We start from the raw sequence: 25047 nt of genomic DNA, 5'->3' as shown, positions 1-25047 counted from the left end.
TTCCCAGCAGCCGAGTTCACAAAGCCGTTCCGTCCGACCCCGGGAGCAACCACCATGGCCCGCACACCACCGCCCGTTCCGGGGAACCGGACGCCCGTCCCGGTGCGGGGCAGGCGCGGACCGCGCGAGGTGCTGCTGGCGCTGGTCGCCGCGCTCGCGCTGCTCTGCCTGGTGGTCGGGGTGCCCCTGGCGCTGGCCACCCTCGTCGGCTGGCCGCTGCCGCGCACCGCGCCCAGCCTGGACATGCTCACCGAGGAGATCGACACCGGCACCTTCGTGCGGGTGCTCGCGGTGCTGGTGTGGGTGGCCTGGGCGCAGTTCACCGCCTGTGTGCTGGTGGAGGTGTGGGCCGCCGTCTCCGGCGTCGGCATCCCGCGCCGGGTGCCCGGCGCGGGGCCCAGCCAGTTGCTGGCGCGGCAACTGGTCGGTGCCGTGCTGCTGTTGACCTCGGCCGCCGCCTCGTTGACGCCGGGGCTCAGCCAGTGGGGCACGGGCCACGAGGCGCCGGGGCAGGGCCGGGTGGTGGCCGAGGCCCAGCTGCTGCCGGGCGCGGGGCCCGCCGCCGCACCGGGAGCGAGCGCGGCCGACGACCGCAAGGTCGACCCGGCCGACGCGGGCGACGCGGGGCTCCACACCCTGGCGGGCGGGGAGGGCGAGGCGGCCGACACGCTCTACTACCGCGTCCAGCCGCCCGAGGGCCGCCACCACGACACCCTCTGGGGCATCGCGGAGCGGCACCTGGGCGAGGGGACGCGGTACAAGGAGATCTACCAGCTCAACAAGGACCGGCTCCAGCCCGACGGTTCGCGGCTGACCGAGGCCAGCCTGGTCCGGCCGGGCTGGATCCTCCAGATGCCGGCCGACGCGCAGGGCGGCGAGTTGGTCACGCTGCCGGGCGAGGAGTCGGCGGCGGACGAGTCCCGCGCGTTCGACCGCTACGCCGCGACGGGTGACGCGACGGGTGACGCGGCGGGCGCCGACGCCTCGGAGGCGTCGGCCGGTCCGCCCGAGGCGGGCCGGGCCGACGAGCGGCCGGCGCCCGGCGCCAAGGGCACCGAGGGGGCCGAGCCCGTCGGCGCGGGAGGCCGCGCGGCCGACCCGGCGGCGTCCGCCCAGCCCCCCTCGGCGGGGGAGGCGGACGCCGACGCCGCCGACGGGCTGCCCGACGCGCTGGTCGCCGCGCCGCTGCTGGCGGCCGGGCTGCTGATGGCGCTCGGCCGTTCCCGGCGCACCGCGCTGTGGCAGGCGGCGGCCGGAACGCTGCCGCGTTCCGTCGCCGACGACCTGGCGCCCCGGTCGCCGCGCGGCCGGGACGCCAGGGACGCGCTGCTGGTCGGCGCCGCCCCCGAGCAGGTGGTGTTCCTCGACCGGGCGTTGCGGCTGCTGTCGGCCGCGCTGGCCGGCGAGGGCCGGACGCTGCCGGCCGTCTACGCGGCCTGGCTCGGCCCCGCCGCGCTGCACCTCCAGCTCGCGGGCCCGGTCGGCCGCCCGCCGGCGCCCTGGACGCAGGGACCCGACCAGACGTACTGGACGGTGGAACGCGCCCAGCTCCCCGACGACACCGGCGCCGCCCCGGACGCCGAGGCCCCCTACCCGGGACTGGTCAGCCTCGGGATGCGCGAGGAGCTGCGGCTGCTGCTCAACCTGGAGGCCGTCCCCGGCATCGTCGCCGTGCGGGGCGCGCCGGCCGACCGGGAGGCGGTGCTCTCCTCGATCGCCGCCGAGCTGGCGACCAGCGGATGGTCGGACCGGATGACGGTGACCCTGGTCGGTTTCGCGCCCGAGCTGACCGCGCTGGCGCCCACCCGGGTGCGCCATCTCGACGACATCGCGGGCCTGTTGGAGGTCATGGAGACCGAGACCGGGCTGCGGCGCGGCGCGTTGCGCCACTCCGGCCACGAGTCGCTGCTCAGCGGCAGGACCGGCCCCGCGCGCCAGCAGCAGTGGGCGCCGCACCTGGTCGTGGTGGGCGCCACGCCCACCGACGAGGAGTCGGAACGCCTCGCGGCGCTGGCCGCCGCCTCGGACCGGCTGGGCATCGGCTATCTGCTGGGCACCGAACGGGCCGAGGCGCCCGGTGTGGCCTGGGAGTTCCGGATCGCGCCCGACGGCACGCTCAGCGAGCCGGAGATGGGGCTGACGTTGGCGGCCCAACGGCTGCCCGCCGCGCGCCGGGCCGCCGTCGTCGAGCTGTTCACCGCTCTGACCGCGCCCGACGCGGCACCGGCGCCGGTCGGCGGCCCCACCGTCGACCTGGGACGGGGACGCCCCGGCGTCTATGTGCGGATGCTGGGCGGCTTGGAGATCAGCGGCCTGGAGGCGCCGGAGGCGGAGCGCGCGGCGCGGCTGCGCGAGGCGCTCGCGCTGCTGTCGCTGCACCGGGAGGGCGTCCATCCGCGCGTGCTGGGCGCGGCGTTGTGGCCGCGCGGCGGCACCGACGAGCTGCGGGACGCGCTGGTCGAACGCCTCGCGCGGTGGCTCGGCGCGGACGGGGCGGGCCGGCCCCGGCTGCTGGCCGAGGCGGACGGGCGGCTGGCGCTGAGCGCCGACGTGCTCTCCGACTGGGATGTGCTGCGCACCCTCCACCACCAGGTGCTGGTCAGCGAGAACCCGACGGAGGCCGGTCGCCCGGCGGACCGGATGCGCAAGCTGACGGACGCGCTGGCGCTGGCGCGTGGCGCGCTGCTGGCCGAACAGCGGGCGGAGGGCGCCGGGTTCGGCTGGCTGGAGCACGAGATCGTGGACGCGCAGTACCCGCTGCTGGTCGCGGAGATCGCGTTGACCCTGGCCGGGGAGCACCGGGCGGCGGGCGAGGGCGAGTCCGCCTACGCGGCCGTCCGCTCGGCGCTGGCCGCCGCGCCCACCGACGAGCGGCTCTGGAACGAACTGCTGCGCTCCGCCCACGCGACGGGTCGCGCCGAGTGGCTGACCGGCGCCGTCGACTGGCTGGTCGCCCACCACGGTCAGCTCTTCGGCCCCGCCACCCCGCTGCCGGCGCAGACGGAGGCCCTGCTCGACGAACTCCTCCCCACCTGGCGCGAGTCGGCCCCGACGCCGGGCTGAGGCCGGCGGGCGCGGTGACCTGCGCCCGCCGGGCCCAGCGGCTCAGCGGCTCAGCGGCTCGACGGGGTCAGGGCCCCGCCGTCGGGGCGCCGTTGATGACGAACTGGGAGCCGGGTTCGATCACCACGTCGCCGTCGGCCATGTCGGCGATGGTGACCCCGCTGAGGTCGGCGCTGCCGCGCGCGCCGCCATGGGCGAGGATGCCGGCGCCGTTGAGGGAGCCTTCGATGGTGACGTCCGAGATCGCGACGTCCGGCACCGCCCCGCCGCCGGACTTGAACTGGATGCCGTCGTAGGTGGAGTCCAGGATCTCGGTGTCCTCGATGGTGACCCCGGTGATGTCCCTGGTCGCGGCGAAGAGCGTGATCGCGCCGAACTCCTGCGCCTCGCCCCAGAACGCGCCGCCGGTGCGGTGCAGGCTGTTGCCCGTGATCAGCGTCTCGCCGGAGAACGGCAGCGGGTCGTGGTCGGTGGCGAGCATGATGCCCGGGTAGTTCATGGTGTCGGAGATCGCGTTGCCCCGGACGGTGTTGTCGTGGCCGCCGTAGATCGCGACGCCGTTGGCGCGCCACGGCAGTTGGATGGTGTTGTCGGCGAAGGTGTTGGAGTGGGTGACGTCCACGCTCGGGTCCTGGACGCGCGGGTTGGCCCAGATGGCGAGCGCGTCGTCGCCGGTATTGCGGAACGAGGAGTTGGTGACGGAGGAGTTGCGCGCGCCGTTGGTGAGGTTGATGCCGTCGGCGTAGGTGTTGCGGACCCGGACGTCGGTGAACTCCAGGCCGTCGGCTGGGCCCCACAGCTCCGGGATGTTGTCGACGTCGCGGCCGACCCACACGCCGACGTTGGCGTGCTCGATCCACACCCGTGAGATCTTGGTGCCCTCGCCGAAGCGGCCGTTGAGGCCGACGCCGCCCTCCTGGCCGCCGTCGCCGCCCCTGATGGTGCCGGAGCCGAAGATGGCGAGGTCGGAGATCTGGGTGTTGGCGTCGATGTCGAAGCCGAAGTTGCCCTCGTGCGGGTGGTTGATGCCGTTCGCCTCGTGCGGCGGGGTGAGCGTGTACAGCTGGGAGTGCCACATGCCGGCGCCCCTGATGTCGACGTCCCGGATGCCCACCTGGTTGTACTGGCCGCGGTCCTCGGGGTCGTCGGTGAGGATCTTCTGCTCCTGCCGCCACTGGCCCTCGGGTATCCAGACGCAGTCGATCTCGCCGTTCTGGTCGGCGGTGACGGCGGCCTGCAACGCCTCGGTGTCGTCCTCGCCGTCGTCGGGCACGGCGCCGAACTCGGTGATCGAGACGCACTCGGCGGGCTGCTCGGCCGGCGGCGCGACCTCCTCCAGGTCGATCAGGTCGACGACGTAGAACTCGGCGGTGTCGTCCGCGTCCCGTTGCAGCCGGAACGTGGAGCCGGCCGGATAGGTCTCCTCCAGCAGCAGGTGCGACTCGTCGAAGAGCCGGCGGGCGTCCGGGCCCGGGGTGTTGGTCAGCCCCTCGGGGTCGTCGGTGGTGCCGTAGAGCCAGCTGTGCTTCGAGGAGAGGGTCAGCTTCTCCACGAGGGTGTCGTCGACGTAGAGGCTCAGGGTCTCCTCGGTGCCGCCGCCGCCCGGTGCGTCGGGGACGGAGTTGCGCACCACGATCGAGTTGGCGGCCTCGGTCGAGGTGAACTCGACGTGGTCGCCGGTGGCGTCGAGCCGCACGGAGGCGCGCCCGGAGGACTCGGTGCCGAAGTTGGTGTGGCCGAAGGTGCGCTCGGGGTCGGCCTCCAGCAGCGTCCCCCGGTAGTCGCCGTCCTCCGCCTCGTACTCGACGTAGGGGAGCGCGGCGCCGCGCGGCTCGGCCGACGCGGCCGGGTCGGCCGGGGGTGCCGCCGAGGCGGCGACCGGGGCCAGCCCCGCCGCCACCAGCGCGGCGAGCGAGAGACCGCCGATCAGCCGCCGGCCTTGTCGACGGCGGGGACCGCGTTGTTTCCGTTCCATGGTGACCTCAGTTCTGTGGGGGTCCCCGTGGGGGCCCGTGGGGGACGACAGAGAGCTGGACTACCGGTGCCAGGGCGCCAAGGAAGGGCGCCTGCCTCGAACTTGCGAAGTGAACGCAAATATTTGAGTTGTTTTCATCTAACTCTTGCGTTCAGAAGTCAGAGTTTTCAAGCATGTCCGGGGTTTGTCAACGGTCCGCGCACGGCGGCGACTTGACCGGGGAGGACTTGCCTCGTGTGGACTCCAGCCCTCTACGCTCGGCACCTCCACGGCCGGGGAGGACACGGCCGAAGACGAGCCACGGGAGGCCGGGTGCGGTACACACGACTGGGGGCGACGGGCCTGGAGGTCTCGGTGGTCTGCCTCGGCTGCATGAGCTTCGGGGTGCCCGAGCGCGGCGCCCACCCCTGGACGCTGGACGAGGAGAACAGCCGGCCGTTGATCCGCCGGGCCGTCGAGGCCGGCGTCACGTTCTTCGACACGGCCAACGTCTACTCCGACGGCACCAGCGAGGAGATCACGGGACGCGCCCTCGCCGAGTTCGCCCGCCGCGACGAGGTCGTCATCGCCACCAAGGTCTTCGGCAGGACGCGCCCGGGGCCCAACGGCGCCGGGCTGTCGCGCAAGGCGATCCTCGGCGAGATCGACCACAGCCTGCGCCGCCTCGGCACCGACTACGTCGACCTCTACCAGATCCACCGCTTCGACCCGGACACCCCGGTCGAGGAGACCATGGAGGCCCTGCACGACGTGGTGAAGGCCGGCAAGGCCCGCTACATCGGGGCCTCCTCGATGTGGGCCTGGCAGTTCGCCAAGGCCCAGCACACCGCCGAGCGCAACGGCTGGACCCGCTTCGTCTCCATGCAGAACCACTACAACCTGCTCTACCGCGAGGAGGAGCGCGAGATGCTGCCGCTCTGCGCCGACCAGGGCGTGGGCGTCATCCCGTGGAGCCCGCTCGCGCGCGGACGGCTCACCCGCCCCTGGGAGGAGGCCACCGCCCGCTCGGAGACCGACGTCATGACCGGCACGCTCTACCAGCCGGGCGACCGGGAGATCGTCGACCGGGTGCGGGAGACCGCGCGCCGACGCGAGGTCCCGCCGGCCCGGGTCGCCCTCGCCTGGCTGCTCGCCCAGCCCACCGTCACCGCCCCCATCGTCGGCGCCACCCGCGCCGGCCATGTCGAGGACGCCCTCGCCGCGACCGAACTCACCCTCACCGAGGAGGAGATCGCGTATCTCGCCGAGCCCTACACCCCGCACGCGGTGACCGGGGTGTCCGTCCCGCTGCGCTGAGCCACCGGACCGCGCGACCCCCGCGCCCAGGCGTTAACCCTGTAACGATCCCCCGTTCCGCCTTTCCCCCGCGCCGGTCATGGTGTCGAATGACCGGCGCGCGTACGGCGGGTAACGTGCGGACGCGTATGCACGACGCACACGTACGACGGAAGAAAAGATGGGGGGACACGTGGCGCGAAATCAGAGCGTGAGAAGAATCGCGCGTGCGGTGACCGAGGGAACGGACCCCAGGGCCGCGGTGCGGAGCGAGGTCCACAGCCGCCTCGGCGAGATGGAGAACGGCGGAACGCAGGGGGGAGCGGCCGGCCGGGACGACGGAATGGACCCGAACGACTTTCCCGCCGCCAAGGACCAGGGCGGTGCCGCGACCGACACCGTCATGGAGCAGAAGACCGTCGCGCTGGACGACGCGGGCGAGGCGCTGAACCACAGCGAGCAGCGCCGCGCGGGCGGAGGCGGCCTGCACGTCATCTGCCCGATGGTGATCCCGCGCGGCCGTTCGCTGCTGAGCATGTTGCCGGTGCTCCTGCTGCTCGTCGTGGTGGCGGTCGGCACGCTGGTCGTCGGCGCCGCCACGGACGACGTGCTGACCAACCCGCTCTTCGGCGTCCATTCCTGGGTGATCGTGGTGCTGGCGTTCGGCTTCGTCTGGTGGCGCCAGGGCATGGTGATGGTGCCCGACGGCTGCCACGCGCTGATCACCAGGTTCGGCAAACTGGAACAGGTCGTCGGTCCGGGCCGGGTCATTCTGCTGAACCCCTGGAAGCGCGTTTCCTACATCATCAACACCACCCGCGAATACCCGTTCAACGCGCCGGTCCGCGAGGCCCCGACGCGCAGCGGGGTGAAGGCGTCGATCGACCTCTTCATTCAGTTCCGTATCAGTGACCCGGTGGAATTCGTCTACACCCTGGGCGCGGTGCGCGGCTTCCAGGAGAAGCTGAACAACGCGGTCAGCGAGACCATTCGCAGCCTCATCTACGAACAGGAGGCCGCCGGCATCTACAACATGGTGGGCGAGGACACCGGGCGGCTGCTCGAACAGCTCAACCAGCAGTTCCTGCCGGCCGTCGCGCTGACCAACGCCAACATCACCCACGCCGAGCCCAGCGACCGGGGCTACCGGATGGACCTCGCCGCGCCCGAGATGGTGCGGGTCGCCAAGGAGGCGTACACCCATGAGTACGCGCTCCAGCTCCGCAAGGAGCAGGACGAGGGCGATCTGACCAAGGAGTTGGCCACCCAGCAGGAGGAACTCTCCGCGATCCAGGCCGACATCGCCCAGTACCAGGCGCAGATGGACACCGCCGTGGAGCGGGAGACCAACCGCGCCGAGGCGCTCGCCCGCGAGCGCTACGTGATGGCCGAGTCCGAGGCGCGGGCCAACGCGGCGCTGCTGGAGGCCCAGGCGCTCGACATCCGCGCGGTGACCGCCGCCGAGGCGCCGGAGATCCTGGAGTACCGGTACCAGCAGCAGGTGCTGGACACGTTGGAGCAGGTCGCCGACCATCTGCCCCGGCTGGTGCGGATCGGCGCGGAACGGGACGGCGACGGCGCGACCGGTGTCGACTTCCTGGCGCTGGCCCGGCAGTTGGTGGGTGAGCGCGGCGCCGAGCTGTTCACCGAGGCCGACATGGCGGCGGTGCGGGCCAGGCTGCCGGAGGTGGCCGAGCGGATCGCCGGCCGGCAGGCCGAGATCGACGCGCTGCGGGAGGCCGCCAGGCCGACCGTCGTCCCGTCACCCGGCGAGGACGCCGGCTCCGCCACGGGGCCGGGCGACGACGCGGGTTCGGCCGCCGGGGGGCCGGCCGACCCGCGCGGGTTCGAAGTGCCGGGCGCGCCCGGGGAGTTCGGCGACGCCGGGGGCTTCTCCGGCGCGTTCGGCGACCGCGCCTTCGGCGAGGACGAGGAGGGTGACGCATGAGCACGCCGCGCGGAAACCGTTCGGTCATCGCGGAGGCGGTGGCCCCCTGGGGCGAGGTCGCCCAGTTGCTGCGCGGCGGCGACGCGGGAACGCTGACCCCCGTCATCATCCCGCGCCACCGCCGCCGCCTGTGGTGGATGGCGCCGCTGTGGCTGGGCGTCTTCGCCATGCTGACCGGCGTGATGCTGGCCGTGCAGGACGCGTCCGGCGTCGGCGAGTTCGCCTACGACGCGCTGGCCGTGCCCGCCTACGGCCTCGGCCTGGCGCTGCTGCTCGCCGGCGGGCTGTGGTGGTGGCGTTCGTCGATCGTCGAGATCGAGCAGGGCACCAACGGCATCCTCACCCGCTACGGCGCGGTGGTCAGGACGCTGGACCCGGGCCGCCACTACCTGTGGCACCCGTGGTCGCGGGTGGAGTTCGTGGTCGACACGTCGACCGAGATCCCCTACTCCGCGCCGGTCATGGCCTGCCCCACGCGGGAGAACGTGCCGCTGCGGTCGATCGAGTTCTTCCTGAAGTTCCGGATCACCGACGCGGTGCTCTTCGTCCGGATCATCGGGGCCGGCAACTTCGACCTGGTGCTCTCCAGCGCCGTGCAGGACGCCATCCGGCAGCGCGCCCGGCAGATCAGCACCGAACGCGCCTACGACCTGCGCGGCTCCGACGTCGCCGACATGCAGGAGCTGCTGAACCGGCAGCTCTCCCGCTACGGCGTGCGGATCACCGGCAGCAACATCCCCGACGTCCAACTGCCCGCCCAGTACCAGCAGCACTTGGCCACCCGCGAGCGGGTCGCCAAGGAGCGCGTCGCCTACGACCAGGAGTGGGGCCTGACCCGCAAGCGGCGGATCGACGCGCTGGGCATGGACATCGAACGGGCCAAGAAGGTGCGCGACGCCCGGATCGTCGAGGTCAACGCGGCGCTGAACAACGCCCGCGAGCAGGTCGCCCAGCTGCTGGAGAAGCAGGAGACCAACGCCCAGCGCGTCAGGTTCGAGATCGAGACCAGGGGCCGCAGCGGGCTGATCGCGGCGGAGAACGAGGCCAGGGCGCAGCGCCGGCTGGCGCAGGCGTACCGGGACAACCGGGCGGTGCTCCAGTACGAGTTGGCCAGGCGCCGGCTGGAGGTCGGCGCCGAGCTGGCGGGGAAGGCCCCGCAGCCGGTGGTCGTCCGCACCGACGCCGGCTCGGGGGGCGACTCCTCCGCGCTGGCCACCCTGCTGACGGCGCAGCTGCTGCCCCGGCTGGACGGTGCCGACCGGGGGGACCGCGCGCCTTCGTCGCAAGCGGCGCTCGCGGCCCAGTTGCGGCAGGCCGCCCAGGAGTGACGGTCTCCCTTCCCTGACCGGAGCGAGCGCCCCCGTGGAAACGCGGGGGCGCGTCGTCGTGTCAGGGGGCGCGCCGTCGTATGAGCGGGCGCCCGGGGGCGCCCGGTGCCATAGTCGCTGTGCCGGACCTCGTCGCGGGCCGCCCCGGAGCCCGCCGCCGGCCCGACCCGACGCCGAGAGGAGCCCGTCGTGAACGCGAGCACCGAGCTGCTGGTGGACGCCTTCGACCGGATCAGGGAGGAGGTGGAGGCCACCGTCACCGGGCTGACCCCCGAGGAGATCGCCGCCCGCGTCGGCCCCCGGGCCAACCCGATCGGCTGGCTGGTCTGGCACCTCACCCGGGTGCAGGACGACCACATCGCCGAGGTCACCGGCCGGGCGCAGGTGTGGACGCGGGACCGCTGGGCCGAACGGTTCGCGTTGCCGTTCCCCACCGAGGCCACCGGCTTCGGCCACACCTCCGAGGACGTGGCGGCGCTCGGCGCCCCCGAGGCCGACCTGCTGATCGGGTACCACGTCGGCGTCCACGAGCGGACCGTCTCCTACCTCAACAGGGTGAAGATCGGCGACCTGGCCGAGATCGTCGACGACCGCTGGAACCCGCCCGTGACGCTCGGCGTCCGGCTGGTCAGCCTCGTCGCGGAGGACCTCCAGCACGTGGGCCAGGCGGCCTATGTGCGCGGCCTGTTGCGGGACGGAACGGACTGAGCCGGCCGGTTCGCGCGGCCCCGGGGCCGTCCCTGTCACAACTTCGAAACCCCTTCGCGACAAGGCCATGGCAGCGGCGCCGCGTGGCGCCCGCCGGGGCCCTCCGGGTCCTACGCTCGTAAGGCCGCGCCCGCGAAAGGTCACCTCCGCGAAAGGCCGCCCGCGCGCCTTGAGGGACCGCCTTCCGAAGGATCCACCCCCCGATGCACCACGCCCCGACGTACCAGCGCCCGCGCCCCGCGCCCGCCCCGCCGGCCCCGCCCTCCGACCGCCCGTCCGGCACGCTCCTCGGCGAGACGCTGTGGCGGGTGCTGATCGTCGTCTGCGCGGTCCTCGGCTACCGGGCGACCGAGGGCGGCACGCTGCTCGCGCTCAGCCAGTTGGCGAGCGTGGCCGCGGCGGTCGGCTACTCGGCGGTCGTCGTCGCCACCCTCACGGCGGCGGCGCTGCGCCGCCCGGAGCCGCCCACGGCCTGGCTGCGCGGGCTGCTGTCCGTCAGCCTGCTGGTGGTGATGACCACCTGGTTCACGGCGATGGGCGGCGGCATCGACGAGACCTGGTCCTTCTTCGAGCACCTGCTCACCCCGCTCGCCGCGCTCGTCGACTGGCTCTGCGTGGGCCGCCGCCAGCGCAACGCCCGCTGGTGGTACCCGCTGACCTGGGCCGGGGCGCTGCTGGCCTACCTCGTGGTCTATCTCTTCTCGGACGTCGCGATCTACCCCTTCCTGGACCCGTCCGACCCGACGTTCCTCCCGGCTCTCGCCACCCTCGCCGCCACCACCCTCGCCCTCGGCTACGTCCTCGTCGCGACGGCCCGCGCGACGGGGGCGCCGCCGGCGTCCCGGGCGCCGGCACCGGCGTAGGCCGTCTCGTTTGGATCTTCGCGGGGGCGTGAGGCGCGCGGCCAGCCACGCCGGCTATGCCGTCGCCGGCGGTGCCCCGCCCTCCGCCCGGAGGCGCAGCCGCTGCGGGAGGACCGTGTACTTGGGGTCGCGGGCGGAGGCGATGCCCGCGTGGAAGACGGCGAAGCGGGTGGCGGCGGAGGCGGCCAGCAGGGTGGCGCCGCTGACGGCAGCGGCCGCGCGGTTGCGGCCGGCGAGGAGCGTGGCGCCCGCCGTGCCGAGGAACGCGAGGCGTTTGGCGGTGGTCAGCAGCCGCCCCGGGCGGCCCGTGCGGTAGGGCTCGGCGGCGTGCCCCGCGCTGGTCAGCAGGGAGCGCAGCGCCAGCGCCTCCGCGCCGGCCGCCAGCGCCGCGACGCCCCGGGCCGGCCCGTTCTCCCGGCGGGGGCCGGCGAGCAGGGCCATGCCGGCGGCGGCCGTGGCGGCGGAGGCGGCGAACGGGTGCGGGAGTTCGCGGTGTGCCTCGTGCCAGGAGGGCACGGCGGTGTCGGCGAGCAGCACCCCCGTGTAGGTGGCGACGGCCGGGCCGAGCCCGGCCGCGGCCAGCGTCGCCGCCGTGCCGACGCGCGGCAGCAGCCCCGTCGCGGCGCTGGCCGCCGCCAGCCCGGCCGCCGGGCCGTAGCCGGCGAGCAGCCAGGAGCCGACGCTCATCGGCGACGTCGGCTTGGCGACGCGCAGCATGTTGAGGAAACGGGCCGGCCGTCCCAGGTCGTTGACGAGGGCGGCGGTGGACAGCGAGATCGCGCCCAGCGAGCTGAGCTTCAACGCCCGCGCCGTGGCCGGGCGCCCCGTGAGCTGGGCGGCGGCGGCCAGCGCGGAGCCGGCGCCGGCCAACCCGCCGAGGAACATGTAGCCGGCGATGTCCCGCGCCGCCCACGACGGCACCTTGAGCACCGGCCGCCCGTAGTAGGAGGTGAACTCCGCCCCGGGCACCATCCGTCGCTCCCGCGGCCGCCGCCCGTCGTCGAGCCCGTTGCCGAAGCGCGCCTCGCGCCCCGGGTGAACCCCCGCGAGCCCGTCGCGGGTGACTCGTGCCTCGCTCATCGCTTCCTCCCGAAGACGCGGTGCGCGGCGGCGATCCCGCCGAGCAGGGTGAGGGCGGCCAGCGCGGCGTGCCGCCACATGGTGGGCAGGTCACGCGTGGTGACCCTGGGGTCCGGCGGCAGCCCGTACACCTCGGGCTCGTCCAGCAGCAGGAAGAACGCGCCGCCGCCGCCGACCCCGTCGTCCGGGTCGGCGCCGTAGAGGCGGGCGTCGGGGACGCCGCCCTCGCGGAGTTGGGCGACCCGCCGCTCGGCCCGTTCGCGCAGCTCGTCCAGCGGCCCGAACTGGATGGACTCCGTGGGGCAGGACTTGGCGCAGGCCGGCTCCTGCCCGGCGCCGAGCCGGTCGTAGCAGAGCGTGCACTTGAACGCCCTTCCGTCGCCCTCGCGTTGCTCGATCACGCCGAACGGGCAGGCCGGCACGCAGTAGCCGCAGCCGTTGCAGACGTCCTGCTGGACGACGACGCTGCCGAACTCGGTGCGGAAGAGCGCGCCGGTGGGGCAGACGTCGAGGCAGGCCGCCTCGGTGCAGTGCTTGCAGACGTCGGACGCCATCAGCCAGCGCAGCTCGGTGCGCCCGTCGGCGGTCGGCGGCCCCGGCGTGGTGGGGGTGATCGCCGCCTCGTCGACGGGGGTGGCGGAGCCCCGCGCGGCGAGGGCCAACACGTCGAGGTCGGCGTGGGGTTGATGGGCCTGCTGCCCGCCGAGCGGCTTGGTCTGCTCGACGAAGGCGACATGCCGCCAGGTGGAGGCACCGAGCGCGGCGGTGTTGTCGTAGCTCATGCCGGTGAGCGTCAGCCCGTCCTCGGGGACCAGGTTCCACTCCTTGCAGGCCACCTCGCACGCCTTGCAGCCGATGCAGACGGAGGTGTCGGTGAAGAAGCCGACGCGAGGGGGCTGTTGTCCGGTCGTCTCTTCGGTCGTCAACGGTCAGACCTCCGTGCCGGTGGCGGTGGTGACGCCCGCCCTGCGGCGGTAGTCGGCGAGCAGTTCGAGCAGCGCGGGTCCGCGCGGGCGACGGCCGGGGCGGATGTCGGCGGACAGCGCCTTGACCTCCTGGATGTGGACGTTGGGGTCGAGCGCGATCGAGGCCAGCTCGTTGGCGGCGTCGCCGGTGGTGTGGCCGTTGGGGCCCCAGTGGTAGGGCAGCCCGATCTGGTGCACCGTCCGCCCGTCGGCGCGCAGCGGCGCCATCCGCGCCGTGACCAGCACCCGCGCCTCGACCGCGCCCCGCGCGGTGACGACGGTGGCCCAGCCCCGGTGGTCCAGTCCGCGTTCCGCGGCCAGCTCGGGGGAGACCTCGCAGAAGAACTCCGGTTGCAGCTCCGCGAGATACGGCGACCAGCGGGTCATGCCGCCGGCCGTGAAGTGCTCGGTCAGCCGGTAGGTCGTCACCACGTAGGGGAAGACCGCCGCGCCCGGCTCGTCGCCCGACGGGTGGTAGAGGTTCCCCGGCCTGGGATGGGTGGTGCGGACCGGGGAGCGGGAGTGCGCCGGGTGCAGCGGGTTGGTGAACGGGGAGTCCTGCGGCTCGTAGTGGCTGGGCAGCGGCCCGTCGGTGAGACCGGCCGGCGCGTAGAGCCAGCCCTTGCCGTCGCCCTGCATCACGAACGGGTCGTCGCCGCGCAGCGCGGCCACGCCCGCGGCGTGCTCGTCCGGGACGTGGTCGGGGCGCAGCCCGGGAACGAAGTCCGGGTTGTCGTGGCCGGTCCAGTCGCCGGACTCCTCGTCCCACCAGACGTACGCCTTGCGTTCGCTCCACGGCCGGCCGTCGGGCGCGGCGGAGGCCCGGTTGTAGAGGATGCGGCGGTTGGCCGGCCAGGCCCAGGCCCACTCGGCGGCCACCCAGTCCTGCTCGGCGGCCGGGCGGCGGCGGGCCGCCTGGTTGACCCCGTCGGCGCGGACCCCGCAGTAGATCCAGCAGCCGCAGGAGGTGCTGCCGTCGTCGCGCAACTCCGTGTAGGCGCTGAGGGGTTCGCCGTCGGGGCCGTGCCCGTTGATCTCGGCGAGCACCGCCTCGGCGTCGGGTTCCCGGTGCGTGCCGACCAGCGGGTAGTCCCAGGCCAGGTCGAGGAAGAGCCGGTCGGCCGGGTCGGTGGAGTCGGCCAGCTTCTCGCGGATGATCCGCCCGAGGTGGTAGGCGAACCACAGTTCGCTGCGCGCGTCGCCCGGCGGCTCGATCGCGGCGTGGTGCCACTGGAGCCAGCGGTTGGTGTTGGTGAACGAGCCGGACTTCTCGGTGTGCGCGGCGGCCGGCAGGAAGAAGACCTCGGTGCCGTTGGTCTCGGGGGAGAGCTCGCCGTTCTCCACCTCCGGCCCGTCGCGCCACCAGGTCGCGGACTCGATCAGCTGGAAGTCGCGGACCACCAGCCAGTCCAGGTTGGCCATGCCGAGGCGTTGCAGCCGGGTGTTGGCGGAGCCGACCGCCGGGTTCTCGCCGAGCAGGAAGTAGCCCTTGCAGTCGCCGTCGAGCTGGGCGAGGACCGTGTCGTAGGTGCTGTGCGAGCCGGTGAGGCGCGGCAGGTGGTCGAAGCAGAAGTCGTTCTCCCGGGTGGCGGCGTCCCCGTAGTACGCCTTGAGCAGGCTGACCAGATAGGCGCGGGTCTCCGCCCAGTAGCCCTTGTGGGTGCGGACCGCGTCGACGAACGAGTCCAGGTCCGGGTCGTGGGTGACCTGCGGCATCGGCAGATAGCCGGGCAGCAGGTTGAAGAGCGTGGGGATGTCGCTTGAGCCCTGGATGCTGGCGTGGCCGCGCAGCGCCTGGATGCCGCCGCCGGGGCGGCCGATGTTGCCGAGCAGCAGTTGGAGGACGCTGGCGGCGCGGATGTACTGGGCGCCGACGGTGTGCTGGGTCCAGCCGACGGCGTAGACGAAGGCGGCGGTGCGCTCGGGGCCCGAGTTGCGGGTCAGGGCGTCCGCGACCTGGCGGAACGTCTCCGGCGGCACGCCGCAGACCCGTTCGACCATCTCGGGGGTGTAGCGGGCGTAGTGGCGGCGCAGCACCTGGTAGACGCAGCGCGGGTGGGTGAGGGTCTCGTCCGTCTCGGGGGCGGTCGGCACGTCGTGCCCGCCGGAGCCGTGGGACTCGGAGCCGCCGGCGCGGTGCTCCATGGCGATCGCCTCGCTGGGCTGGGCGCGCTGGCTGCCGGCGGGGGCGCGGACCGAGGTGCCGGCGTAGGCCCAGCTGGCCGAGGAGTAGGCGCCGCTGCCCGGGTCGAGCCCGGAGAAGAGGCCGTCGAGGTCGTCGGTGTCCCGGAAGTCCTCGCCGACCAGCGTCGCCGCGTTGGTGTAGGAACGCACGTACTCCCGGAAGTCCTTCTCCTCCTCCAGCACATGGCGGATCAGCCCGCCGAGGAACGCGATGTCGCTGCCGGCGCGGATCGGCACGTGCAGGTCGGCGAGGGCGCTGGTGCGGGTGAAGCGCGGGTCGACGTGGATGATCGTGGCGCCGCGCGCCTTGGCCTCCATCACCCACTGGAAGCCGACCGGGTGCGCCTCGGCGAAGTTGGAGCCCTGGATGACGACGCAGTCGGAGTTCTGGAGGTCCTGCATGAACGTGGTGGCGCCGCCCCGGCCGAAGGAGGTGCCGAGGCCGGCGACGGTGGAGGAGTGGCAGACCCGCGCCTGGTTCTCGACGGAGACCACGCCGAGGCCGGTGAAGAGCTTCTTCAGCAGGTAGTTCTCCTCGTTGTCGAGCACGGCTCCGCCGAGGCTCGCGATGCCGAGGGTGTGCGCCACGCGGCGCCCGTCCTGCTCCCAGCGCCAGGTGTCGCGGCGGGTGGCGATCACCCGGTCGGCGATCATGTCCATCGCGGTGTCCAGGTCGAGCGACTGCCACTCGGTGGCGTGCGGCGGCCGGTAGCGGACGCGGTACTCGCGGGTCTCGGAGGAGACCATCTGCCGGGTTGCCGCGCCCTTGGGGCACAGGCGACCCCTGCTGACCGGGGAGGCGGGGTCGCCCTCGATCTGGGTGATCCGCTCGTCCTGGACGTAGACCCGCTGGCCGCAGCCGACGGCGCAGTACGGGCAGATCGAGTCGACGACGCGGTCGGCGGACTCGGTGCGGGCGCGCAGCGCGTCCGTTCCGGGGGAACGTGCGGCGGCGCCGCGCGGGTCCTGCCCGGCCAGCTGCCGGTAGACCGGCCAGTCCTGAATCCAGGTCCGCACGCCCATGCGTCGTTCCTTCCCTCGCGGCCGGAAAGTCGTGAATGGTGCGATCCTCACCCTGTTGCCCGCTCGGCGCGAGTCGGCCGGGGCCACTGCTGGCAGCATCGGAACCATGGAAGCGGCGTTTGTGGAACGGCTCGGTCCGCCGGGCGAGATCAGGCTCGGCCTGCTGCCCAGGCCGGCGCCGGGGCCGACGGACGTGGTGGTGCGTGTCGAGCTGACGACCGTCAACCCGGCGGACGCGCTGGTGCGTTCGGGCGCCTTCGTCACTCCGGTGCCGCTGCCGCTGGTGCTGGGCAGGGACGCGGTGGGAACGGTCGCCGAGGCCGGTGAGACGACCGGGTTCACGGTGGGCGAGCCGGTGTGGACCAACAGCCTGGGCCACGGCGGACGGCAGGGCGCGGCGGCGCAGTACGCGGCGGTCTCCGCCGACCGCCTCTACCGGCTGCCGCCCGGCGTGGACCCGACGGCGGCGGTGACGGTGCTGCACCCGGGTGCCACGGCCTGGCTGGCGCTCTTCCGCCACGGGCGGCTGCGTCCCGGCGAGACGGTGGTGGTGGTCGGCGCGGCGGGGAACGTGGGCGGCGCCGTCGTGGCGTTCGCCGCCGAGGCGGGCGCGCGGGTGCTGGCGCTGGCCCGGCCGGCGGACGCGGAGTACTGCCGGGGGCTGGGCGCGGCCGAGGTGCTGGACTACCGCGACCCCTCGCTGGCGGGCGCGGTGGCGCGGGCGGCGCCCGGGGGCGCCGCGCTGGTGGTGGACGCGGCCGGCCGCAACGACCTGGCCTGGGCGGTCGAGGTGCTGGCCCCGCGCGGCCGGCTGGTGGTGCTGGCGGGGGGCGCCGGGGGAGGGGACCGGCCGGTGCTGCCGGTGGCGGCGTTCTACCAGCGGGACCTGACGGTGCGGGGGTTCGTGATCTCCCGGGCGACCGTCGACGAGCTGGCGGAGGCGGCCGAGGGGGTCAACCGCCTGCTGTCCGCCGGGCGCCTCGCCTCCCGCCGCGCGACGGTCCGCCCGCTGTCCGCGATCGTCGAGGAACACCGCCGCGTCACCGACGGCACGACCCACGGCCGCCGCGTGGCCCTGCGCACCAGCACGCATTGACCTTGCCGGTCGGGTCGCGGCCGACCGCGGTGCGGTACCGGCTAGGTCGTCTCGTTTGGATCTTCGTGGATCAGGGCGCGGCGTCAGATGCGGTGCATCGCAAGGCGCCGGATCGCAGCTCATACTTGGTCGTATTCGCGCGATTCGGTAACGCAGCGAGGTGCCGTAGCTGGCGTCGCGCCCCCGCGAAGATCCAAACGAGGCGACCTAGGTGGGCTGTCGGCGTGCGGCGGGTGTGTGGTTGTTCGCGCGGTTCCCCGCGCCCCTGCTGGGGTGGGCGTGTGCGGTCCGGTGCGGGCTTGGGGGCGCGGGGAACGGCGCGGTGCGGGGGTGGCGGGCCGCGGCCGACTATCGCGCCCCGCGCGGCCGGCGAGGGGCGCATACTGCGGTAAGCTGGTCGGTATGTCTGGTACCAGGAGGATCACGGTCACGCTTCCCACGGAGCAGGTGGAGGAGCTGAAGAGGCTCACCGACAACGTTTCCGGGTACATCGCGGAGGCCGTGGCGCGCCAGCTTCGACACCAGTTGCTCGGTGAGGACCTGCGGCGGTATGAGGAGGAGCACGGGGCGTTCTCCGAAGCGGAGATGGACGCGGCGCGCGAGAGGATCTTCGGCGACGCCGGTGTCGGTTCGGGGGCGGACGCGGCGTGAACTCGCGGTTCGAGACCCTGGTTCTGGACAGCCAGGGGCTGTCGGCCTGGATCGCCCAGGACCGTGAAGTCCTCGCCGTCCTGCGGGCGTTCCACGGAATGGGCGCCGAGGTCGTCGTCGGCGCCAACACCATCGTGGAGGTGGGGCACGGCAGGATCAACCTGTCCCGTCTGTCCTGGGTCCTGTCGCAGGCGCGGGTGGAGCCCGTGACGGCGCGGACCGCCAGGGCCGCCGCGCAGTTGCTGCGGGAGGCGGGGCTGGGCGGCCACCGGCACGCGGTCGACGCGACCGTCGCGGAGGTCGCCTGCCGCCAGCCGGGGCCGGTCGCGATGCTCACCTCGGACGTGGGCGACATGCGTCGGCTCTGCGGCGACCGGGTGCGGCTCGTACGCGTCTGAACGCCCTACCTCACCCGAGCTCCGCGGGGCAATACATCCCAACAGGCGATCTTTGGTCACCTATGTCACGGTTTAAGGGACGTTGCCACCTGGGCGAGGCGAAACGGTGGTCACACCGCCGACCGGCCCACACATAGAGGCACGCCTTCCATGAGAACCGTGAACCGCCGAGAGGATGCTCCCGCGATGCATGAGATGCGAGCCGAAGTGAACGCGCAGGGTCACCGGAACTGGCATGTCACGCCGAAGGCCAGTTTTGTCGCGCTGTGTGGGAAGGACATGACGCGCCCCGACGGCGGGCCCCGGCCGGAGCTGTGTGAGGGCGTCGTGCACGAGGGGCACTGCGGGGACTGCGTGCAGGGGTTCGAGCAGTTCGTCACCGCGCGGCTCTGAGCGCGCGGCAACGCACCGGGAGCCGCCGGCCGCCCCGTTCAGCGGGGGGCCGGCGGCTCCCGGTCGTCCGGACGGCGGCCCTCCGCGGGGCGTTCGTCCACCAGCCTGGTCGCCAGCTCGTCGAGGACGACCCGGCGGCGCTCCACCGCGTCCGTGCGATAGGCGATCCGGGCCACGATATGGCCCGTGACCGGCGCCGTGAGCAGGGAGAACAGCGCGATCAGCAGCAGTGAGGGCGCCTTGCCGGCCGGGGTCTGGAGGACCGCCCCGAGCACCACCAGCAGCACCCCGAGGGTCTGCGCCTTGGACGCGGCGTGCAGCCGCGAGACCGTGTCCGGGAACCGCACCAGACCGATGCCGCTGAGCAGGCAGAACCCGGCGCCGACCAGCATCAGCACGGCGGAGACCACGTCGACGACCACGTCGCTCATCGCGTCTGCCCCCTCACCGCATGTCCTCGCGGCGCTCGATCAGCCGGGCCGAGGCGATCGACCCGACGAAGCCCAGCAGCGACAGGACCACCAGCACATAGCCGGTGGTGGTGTCCGAACGCGCGAGGGTGCCGAGGACCGCGCCCACCACCGTCAGGGTGACCAGCGCGTCCAGCGCCACCACCCGGTCCAGCGCCCCCGGCCCCGCCGCCAGCCGCCCCACGGCCAGCAGCCCGGCCAGGCTGACCAGGACGAGCGCGATGTTGGCCACCGTGGTCATGTGCCACCTCCCGTTCCGGCGGACCCGGCCGCCGTGTCGTGCGGCTGCTCGGTGAAGGCGCGCGTCAGCCGCCGTTCCACGGCCGCCACCTCGCGCCTGCGGCGCTCCGCGTCGGCGCGGCCGCGCACCGGCAGCGCGTGGATGTAGAGCAGCCGCCGTTCCCTGTCCATCTCCAGCACCAGGGAGCCGGGCACCATCAGGCTCAGCAGCGAGGTGGAGACCATCAGCAGCTCGCTGTCGGTGCGCAACGGCACCTCGACGATGCCGGTCGGCACCTTCGGGCCCTTGCGCACCGCCTCCCACGCCACCAGCACCGACGAGGTCACCAGCTCCGTCAGCAGCGTCCCGATCAGCCCCAGCAGCCGCAGCGGCCGGCGCAGCCGGGGCCGGCGGACCGGGGGCAGGCCGAAGAGGGCGACCACGCCGACGGCCACCAGCAGCCCGCCGACCAGCGGCACCGGTCGCACCCCGCCCCACAGCAGCAGCCACAGCACCCACAGCCACAGCACCGTGTTCGCCCGCTGGCGCAGGCGCGCGCGTCGGCCGGTCACCCCGCCTCCTCTCCCAGCACCGCCTCGCGGTAGCCGTCGCGTTCCAGCAGGTCGTGCGCCGCGCGTTCGCTTATCCGGCCCAGCTCCCCGGCGCCGACCGCGATCCCCACACCGGTCAGCACGATGCCGGCGGCGGCGCCGAGGATCAGCACGTTGCCCGGGTAGCGGCTCGGCGGCGGGCGCTCGGGGCCCGCGGAGAAGACGGCGCGCCACAGCCTGGCCATCGCGTAGAGGGTGAGCAGGCTGGTCACCAGCGCGGCGGCGATCAGCGCCGGCACCGCGCCGCCGTGCTCGCCGCCGGCCTGGAGCAGCACGAACTTGGCGACGAACCCCGAGGTCGGCGGGATGCCGGCCAGACTGAGCGCCGGGATCAGGAAGAGCCCGGCGACCACCGGCGGCGGGGGCGCGGAGCGGGCCAGCCGTTTCAGCGAGGCCGTGCCCGCGAGCCGCACCACGATGCCCGCCACCAGGAACAGCCCGGCCTGCACGGCGATGTGGTGCACGGTGTACAGCACGGTCCCGGTCAGCCCCGGCACGTCGAAGAGCGCCAGGCCGAAGAGCATGAAGCCGATGTGGCTGACCAGCACGAAGGAGAGCAGGCGGTTGATGTCGTCCTGCGCGACCGCGCCCAGGACGCCGAGCAGCAGCGTGAGGATCGCGGCGACGGCCAGCAGCGTCCATGTCTCCTCGCGGGGGAAGAGCAGCGTCTGGGTGCGGACCATCGCGTAGACGCCGACCTTCGTCAGCAGCGCGGCGAAGACCGCGGTGATGGGCGCGGGCGCCGTCGGATAGCTGTCGGGGAGCCAGAAGTGCAGGGGGACGGCGGCCGCCTTGATGCCGAAGACCACCAGCAGCAGCACGCTCAACGCGGAGACCAGGCCGCCCGGCACGTCCTCCATCTTCCGGCTGAGGTCGGCGAGGTTGACCGTGCCGGTCGCCGCGTAGCACAGGGCGATCGTGGTGAGGAAGAGCAGCGAGGAGGCGAGGCTGGTGATGGTGTACGTCATCCCCGCGCGGATGCGGCCCGAGCCGGCGCCCAGCGTGATCAGCACGTAGGAGGAGGTCAGCATCATCTCGAAGGCGACGAACAGGTTGAACAGGTCGCCCGCGAGATACGCCAGGCAGATGCCGCCGGTCAGCAGCAGATACGCCGGGTGGAACGCGAACGGCGAGGAGCGCCCCGAGTCCGCGAAGCCCTGCCCGATGGAGAAGACCAGCACCGCGAGCGCCACCGCCACCGAGACCATCAGCAGCAGCGCGGAGAGCCGGTCGGCCAGCAGCGTGATGCCCAGCGGCGCCGGCCAGCCGCCGAGCGTCGCGGCCGTCGGGCCGTCCCGTTCCGCCATCACCAGCAGTGCCACGGAGTCGGCCAGCACCAGCGTCAACACCACGACGCCCAGCAGCTGTTGGGCCGGCCGGCTGCCGGAGAGGGTGAACGAGACCCCGGCGGCGAGCACCGGCAGCAGCATGGGCGCGACCAGGAGCCAGGCGGTCATCGGCCGCTTCCCCCTCCCGGCTCGTGGTCCCGGTCGGTGGGCAGCGGCGGGCCGCTCTCCTCCCGGTCCTCGACGGTGCCGATCCGGCGGTCCTCGACGTCGTCCCGCACCTCGTCGTGCCCGTCCAACTGCCAGGCCCGGTGCACCAGCGCCAGCAGCAGCGTCGTGATGCCGAACGTGATCACGATCGCGGTCAACGCCATGGCCTGCGGCAGCGGGTCGGCGTAGCGCTCCGTGTCGTCCCCCTCCGCCACCACGGGCGGCATCCCCGGCGGGCCGCCGGTCAGGAGCAGCAACAGGTTGGCGGCGTGGCCCAGCACGATCACGCCGAGCAGCACCCGCATCAGCGAACGGTCCAGCAGCAGATAGAAGCCGGCGGCGAAGAGACCGCCGACGACCAGCGCCATCACCAGGTCGAGGGTGGTCATCCGCGCACCCCCCGCGGCCGCTCGTGGTAGGGCACCAGGGTGTCGCCGGCGTCCCTGGCCTGGGCGAGGGCGAAGAGCAGCTTCAGGCAGACGCCCAGCACCAGCAGGTAGACGCCGAGATCGAAGAAGACGTTGGTCACCACCTTGAGGTCACCGAGCAGCGGGATCGCCAGCTCGAACGAGGCGCTGTAGAGGGGCGGCCGGCCGAAGGCCAGCGGAGCGAGCGCGACGAGCGCCGCCAGCGCCAGCCCGCCGCCGGCCACCGCCCGCGGGGTGATCGGCAGCGGGAACGCGGCCTCCGCGCGGCGGCCCACCAGGTACCGCAGGGTGAACGCCTGCCCGGCGACCAGCCCGCCGGCGAAGCCGCCGCCGGGCCGGTAGTGGCCGGCGAAGAGCAGATAGACGGAGAGCACCAGCACGGCGGGGAACAGCGCGCGCACCACCACCTCAAGCAGCAGCGAACGGTCCCGCCTCGGCAGCTCGTCCGCCTCCGGCAGCCACGGCTCGCGCGGCACGTCCCAGTGGATGCCGCGGAACGCGCGCGCCGCCCGGCTGCCGTCCCGCGGGCCCGTCGGCCACTGTCGGCGCGAGGAGCGGTAGCCGAGCAGCGAGCCGGCGCCGATCGCCGTCACCAGCAGCACGCTGATCTCGCCCAGGGTGTCCAGCGCGCGGAAGTCCACCAGCAGCGCGTTGACCGCGTTGTAGGCGCCGGTCTCCGGGGCCCGCTCGACGATGGTCTCCGACAGCTCCAGGGAGTTCCCCGCCGCTGTCGCCGAGACCGCGAAGTACGCCACGCAGCCGCCCGCGGCCAGCGCCACCCCGGCCCGCAGCAGCCGACCGCGCGAGGAGGGGCGCTCCGGCGTGAAGTTGGACGGCAGCCTCCGCAGCACCAGCACGAAGATCACCAGGGTCAGCGTCTCCACCAGGAACTGCGTCAGCGCCAGGTCCGGAGCGCCCTGCACCAGGAAGAGCCCGGCCACCCCGTAGCCGACCGCGCCGACCAGCAGCACCGCCGTCAGCCGGTGCCGGGCCACCACCAGACCGCCCAGCGCGCTCAACACCACGACGCCGAGGGGGAGTTCCATCAGCGAGTGCCAGCCGACGACCTCCGGCCAGTCCGGTGGGTGGGAGAGCAGCGTGCCTCCGGGCACCGCGACGACGGTGACCAGCAGCACCGTCAGGTAGAAGGGCAGCGAACCGACCTGGGTGTGCCGGGTCAGCCAGGTCGCCGCGTGGTCGACGCCGTGCACCGTCAGGTCGTAGCCGCGCTGGCTGTCCGGCAGCCTCGGCATCCGGCGGCGGACGCGCTCCACCGGCAGCCGGGCCTGGTGCAGCACCAGCCCCAGCACGATCATCGTCACGGAGAGCACCAGGGGGGCGGTGACGCCGTGCCACAGCTTCACCGCGTAGGCGTGCCCCTCGCCGACCATCAGCCCCGGGGTGTCCGCGTACGGCTCGACCAGCCGCGCGGTGCCCGCGTACCAGACGCCGAGCACGGGCGCCGCGGCGGCCAGCAGGCAGATCGGCCACAGCAGCCCGAGCGCCGCCGGCCCCGGCTCCGTCTCGGGGATGCCCGGCTTGCGGGCGAACGCGCCCCACACGAACCGCGCCGAGTACGCCACCGTCAGCAGCGAGCCGAGCGCCATCCCGGCGACCGCCCACACGCCGCCGGCGAACGGCGCGTGCCACAGCCCGTCGAACGCCGCCTCCTTGCCGAGATAGCCGACCAGCGGCGGCAGCCCCGCCATCGAGGCGGCCGAGACCGTCGCCGCCACCGCGAGCAGCGGCAGCCGCCGCCCCACGCCGGAGAGCCGGGTCAGATCCCGGGTGCCGGTGGTCTTCTCCACCACGCCCACGGTCAGGAACAGCGAGGACTTGAACGCGGCGTGCGCCAGCAGCATTTCCTCCCCGGCCAGTGCCGAGGTGCGGGTCCCGGCGCCCAACAGGGCGATCAACATGCCGAGTTCGCTGACCGTGCCGTACGCGATCAGCAGCTTCAGGTCGTTCTGCCGCAGCGCGCGCCAGGCCGCGACCACCATCGTCGTCAGCCCGACCGCCAGCACCGCGGGCCGCCAGGGCCCGACGCCCTCCAGCGCCGGCGTCAGCCGCGCCACCAGGTAGACGCCGGCCTTCACCATCGCCGCCGCGTGCAGATACGCCGAGACCGGCGTCGGCGCCACCATCGCGGCCGGCAGCCAGGCGGAGAACGGGATCTGCGCCGACTTGGCGAACGCCCCCAGCAGGATCAACGTCGCCGCCAGCCACGTCAGCCCGCCGCTCGGCGGGTCGGCCACCAGCTCGGAGACCCGGTAGGTGCCGGCCTCGGCGCCCAGCAGGATGAAGCCGAAGAGCATCGCCAGCCCGCCGGCCGCCGTGGTCAGCAGCGCCTGCTCGGCCGCCCTGCGGTGGTCGGAACCCTCGCTCCGGCCGGAGATCAGCAGGAAGGAGATGACACTGGTCAACTCCCAGAAGACATAGAGGGCGATCAACTGGTCGGCCGTGACCAGCCCGAACATCACGCCGGCGAAGAGCAGCAGCAGCGCCGCCTCCCGGCCGGCCCCCGGCAGATAGCGCGCGCAGTACAGCAGCACCAGGGCGCCGACACCGCTGACCACATAGACCATCAGCAGCGAGAGCGGGTCGAGCCGCAGCTCGATCGTGAGGTTGAGCGCCGGCGCCCAGGACAGCGTCTCGTTCAGCGTCCGCCCGTCCAGCACCGCCGAGGTGTGCCACCCGGCCCACCCGACGGCGGCCAGCGGCGGCAGCGCCGCGACATACCAGGCGGCGCGGGGCGCGCGGGCGGCGAGCCAGGGGAGAAACGCGGCGACCACCGCGTGCAGGGCGAAGAGTGCGAGCACCTTCCGCCCTCCTTCGTTATGGTTTCGCGACTTCCCGGCGCGTGCCCGAGGCG

General features: G+C 73.7%; 20 protein-coding genes. 10 read left to right on the top strand and 10 right to left on the bottom strand.

Going from position 1 to position 25047, the window contains the following annotated elements; translation table 11 throughout:
* Positions 1-54 precede the first annotated feature (54 nt).
* Positions 55-3063 carry a LysM peptidoglycan-binding domain-containing protein gene (locus CRP51_RS24745; RefSeq protein WP_097233554.1) on the top strand — a complete coding sequence of 1003 codons (3009 nt, stop codon included), beginning with the start codon at positions 55-57 and terminating at the stop codon, positions 3061-3063.
* A gap of 67 nt (positions 3064-3130) precedes the next feature.
* Here the strand turns inward: CRP51_RS24745 and CRP51_RS24740 are convergent, their stop codons facing one another.
* A complete protein-coding gene (locus CRP51_RS24740; protein WP_097233553.1) occupies positions 3131-5038 on the bottom strand; it encodes a right-handed parallel beta-helix repeat-containing protein in 1908 nt (635 codons plus the stop codon).
* A gap of 312 nt (positions 5039-5350) precedes the next feature.
* On the opposite strand from CRP51_RS24740, the gene CRP51_RS24735 reads away from it, so the two are divergent.
* The 5 genes from CRP51_RS24735 to CRP51_RS24715 all read left to right on the top strand — a co-directional run bounded on the left by CRP51_RS24735 (position 5351) and on the right by CRP51_RS24715 (position 11160).
* Entirely contained in the window at positions 5351-6334 is a 984-nt protein-coding gene (locus CRP51_RS24735) for an aldo/keto reductase (RefSeq protein ID WP_097233552.1), read from the top strand.
* Between the two features lie 160 nt (positions 6335-6494).
* A complete protein-coding gene (locus tag CRP51_RS24730; RefSeq protein ID WP_170970665.1) occupies positions 6495-8261 on the top strand; it encodes an SPFH domain-containing protein in 1767 nt (588 codons plus the stop codon).
* Entirely contained in the window at positions 8258-9589 is a 1332-nt protein-coding gene (locus tag CRP51_RS24725; protein WP_097233551.1) for an SPFH domain-containing protein, read from the top strand. Before CRP51_RS24730 ends, CRP51_RS24725 begins: the two co-directional genes overlap by 4 nt.
* Before the next feature lie 189 nt (positions 9590-9778).
* Positions 9779-10297 (top strand): mycothiol transferase, encoded by a 519-nt coding sequence (locus tag CRP51_RS24720; RefSeq protein ID WP_097233550.1) that lies wholly within the window; start codon positions 9779-9781, stop codon positions 10295-10297.
* A 203-nt stretch (positions 10298-10500) separates the two neighbouring features.
* Positions 10501-11160, top strand: a complete 660-nt coding sequence (locus tag CRP51_RS24715; RefSeq protein ID WP_097233549.1) for a hypothetical protein — start codon at positions 10501-10503, stop codon at positions 11158-11160.
* Positions 11161-11214: 54 nt separating this feature from the next.
* Here the strand turns inward: CRP51_RS24715 and nrfD are convergent, their stop codons facing one another.
* Genes nrfD through fdh form a run of 3 tightly spaced genes read right to left on the bottom strand, consistent with a single transcriptional unit; the run spans position 11215 to position 16412 of the window.
* A complete protein-coding gene (gene nrfD, locus CRP51_RS24710) occupies positions 11215-12240 on the bottom strand; it encodes an NrfD/PsrC family molybdoenzyme membrane anchor subunit (protein ID WP_097233548.1) in 1026 nt (341 codons plus the stop codon).
* On the bottom strand, positions 12237-13166 hold the full coding sequence (locus CRP51_RS24705; protein WP_097233547.1) for a 4Fe-4S dicluster domain-containing protein: 930 nt from the start codon (positions 13164-13166) through the stop codon (positions 12237-12239). Before CRP51_RS24705 ends, nrfD begins: the two co-directional genes overlap by 4 nt.
* A gap of 3 nt (positions 13167-13169) precedes the next feature.
* Positions 13170-16412, bottom strand: a complete 3243-nt coding sequence (gene fdh, locus CRP51_RS24700; protein ID WP_097233546.1) for a formate dehydrogenase — start codon at positions 16410-16412, stop codon at positions 13170-13172.
* A 106-nt stretch (positions 16413-16518) separates the two neighbouring features.
* On the opposite strand from fdh, the gene CRP51_RS24695 reads away from it, so the two are divergent.
* The 4 genes from CRP51_RS24695 (at position 16519) to CRP51_RS24680 (ending at position 18950) form a co-directional block, all read left to right on the top strand.
* Complete coding sequence (locus CRP51_RS24695; RefSeq protein WP_097233545.1) at positions 16519-17508, top strand: zinc-binding dehydrogenase; 990 nt, start codon at positions 16519-16521, stop codon at positions 17506-17508.
* Positions 17509-17910: 402 nt separating this feature from the next.
* Positions 17911-18159 carry a type II toxin-antitoxin system CcdA family antitoxin gene (locus CRP51_RS24690; protein ID WP_097233544.1) on the top strand — a complete coding sequence of 83 codons (249 nt, stop codon included), beginning with the start codon at positions 17911-17913 and terminating at the stop codon, positions 18157-18159.
* Positions 18156-18557 carry a DNA-binding protein gene (locus CRP51_RS24685; RefSeq protein WP_097233543.1) on the top strand — a complete coding sequence of 134 codons (402 nt, stop codon included), beginning with the start codon at positions 18156-18158 and terminating at the stop codon, positions 18555-18557. The genes CRP51_RS24690 and CRP51_RS24685 overlap by 4 nt, the downstream gene beginning before the upstream one ends.
* 186 nt (positions 18558-18743) lie before the next feature.
* Positions 18744-18950, top strand: a complete 207-nt coding sequence (locus CRP51_RS24680) for a hypothetical protein (protein WP_097233542.1) — start codon at positions 18744-18746, stop codon at positions 18948-18950.
* A 38-nt stretch (positions 18951-18988) separates the two neighbouring features.
* Here the strand turns inward: CRP51_RS24680 and mnhG are convergent, their stop codons facing one another.
* The 6 genes from mnhG to CRP51_RS24650 are packed head-to-tail and all read right to left on the bottom strand — an operon-like array spanning position 18989 to position 24994.
* Positions 18989-19381, bottom strand: a complete 393-nt coding sequence (gene mnhG / locus CRP51_RS24675) for a monovalent cation/H(+) antiporter subunit G (protein WP_097233541.1) — start codon at positions 19379-19381, stop codon at positions 18989-18991.
* A gap of 13 nt (positions 19382-19394) precedes the next feature.
* Positions 19395-19661 (bottom strand): MrpF/PhaF family protein, encoded by a 267-nt coding sequence (locus CRP51_RS30050; RefSeq protein ID WP_097233540.1) that lies wholly within the window; start codon positions 19659-19661, stop codon positions 19395-19397.
* Positions 19658-20212 (bottom strand): Na+/H+ antiporter subunit E, encoded by a 555-nt coding sequence (locus tag CRP51_RS24665; RefSeq protein ID WP_097233539.1) that lies wholly within the window; start codon positions 20210-20212, stop codon positions 19658-19660. Before CRP51_RS24665 ends, CRP51_RS30050 begins: the two co-directional genes overlap by 4 nt.
* On the bottom strand, positions 20209-21708 hold the full coding sequence (locus CRP51_RS24660) for a Na+/H+ antiporter subunit D (protein WP_097233538.1): 1500 nt from the start codon (positions 21706-21708) through the stop codon (positions 20209-20211). Before CRP51_RS24660 ends, CRP51_RS24665 begins: the two co-directional genes overlap by 4 nt.
* Positions 21705-22136: a Na(+)/H(+) antiporter subunit C gene (locus tag CRP51_RS24655; protein WP_097233537.1), complete on the bottom strand. Its 432-nt coding sequence runs from the start codon at positions 22134-22136 to the stop codon at positions 21705-21707. The genes CRP51_RS24660 and CRP51_RS24655 overlap by 4 nt, the downstream gene beginning before the upstream one ends.
* Positions 22133-24994, bottom strand: a complete 2862-nt coding sequence (locus CRP51_RS24650) for a Na+/H+ antiporter subunit A (RefSeq protein ID WP_170970664.1) — start codon at positions 24992-24994, stop codon at positions 22133-22135. The genes CRP51_RS24655 and CRP51_RS24650 overlap by 4 nt, the downstream gene beginning before the upstream one ends.
* Positions 24995-25047 lie beyond the last annotated feature (53 nt).

Origin of the sequence: Streptomyces zhaozhouensis (assembly GCF_900230195.1) — a bacterium.
GTDB lineage: Bacteria > Actinomycetota > Actinomycetes > Streptomycetales > Streptomycetaceae > Streptomyces > Streptomyces zhaozhouensis.
The sequence above is the reverse complement of the archived record's forward strand: the minus strand, read 5'-3'. Positions and strand labels throughout refer to the sequence as shown.

Excerpts from the sequence above, each read along its gene's own strand:
- CRP51_RS24745 (WP_097233554.1), top strand. The coding sequence starts at position 55 with ATGGCCCGCACACCACCGCCCGTTCCGGGGAACCGGACGCCCGTCCCG.
- CRP51_RS24740 (WP_097233553.1), bottom strand. The coding sequence starts at position 5,038 with ATGGAACGGAAACAACGCGGTCCCCGCCGTCGACAAGGCCGGCGGCTG.
- CRP51_RS24730 (WP_170970665.1), top strand. The coding sequence starts at position 6,495 with ATGGGGGGACACGTGGCGCGAAATCAGAGCGTGAGAAGAATCGCGCGT.
- CRP51_RS24725 (WP_097233551.1), top strand. The coding sequence starts at position 8,258 with ATGAGCACGCCGCGCGGAAACCGTTCGGTCATCGCGGAGGCGGTGGCC.
- CRP51_RS24715 (WP_097233549.1), top strand. The coding sequence starts at position 10,501 with ATGCACCACGCCCCGACGTACCAGCGCCCGCGCCCCGCGCCCGCCCCG.
- nrfD (WP_097233548.1), bottom strand. The coding sequence starts at position 12,240 with ATGAGCGAGGCACGAGTCACCCGCGACGGGCTCGCGGGGGTTCACCCG.
- fdh (WP_097233546.1), bottom strand. The coding sequence starts at position 16,412 with ATGGGCGTGCGGACCTGGATTCAGGACTGGCCGGTCTACCGGCAGCTG.
- CRP51_RS24695 (WP_097233545.1), top strand. The coding sequence starts at position 16,519 with ATGGAAGCGGCGTTTGTGGAACGGCTCGGTCCGCCGGGCGAGATCAGG.
- CRP51_RS24690 (WP_097233544.1), top strand. The coding sequence starts at position 17,911 with ATGTCTGGTACCAGGAGGATCACGGTCACGCTTCCCACGGAGCAGGTG.
- CRP51_RS24680 (WP_097233542.1), top strand. The coding sequence starts at position 18,744 with ATGCATGAGATGCGAGCCGAAGTGAACGCGCAGGGTCACCGGAACTGG.
- mnhG (WP_097233541.1), bottom strand. The coding sequence starts at position 19,381 with ATGAGCGACGTGGTCGTCGACGTGGTCTCCGCCGTGCTGATGCTGGTC.
- CRP51_RS30050 (WP_097233540.1), bottom strand. The coding sequence starts at position 19,661 with ATGACCACGGTGGCCAACATCGCGCTCGTCCTGGTCAGCCTGGCCGGG.
- CRP51_RS24660 (WP_097233538.1), bottom strand. The coding sequence starts at position 21,708 with ATGACCGCCTGGCTCCTGGTCGCGCCCATGCTGCTGCCGGTGCTCGCC.
- CRP51_RS24655 (WP_097233537.1), bottom strand. The coding sequence starts at position 22,136 with ATGACCACCCTCGACCTGGTGATGGCGCTGGTCGTCGGCGGTCTCTTC.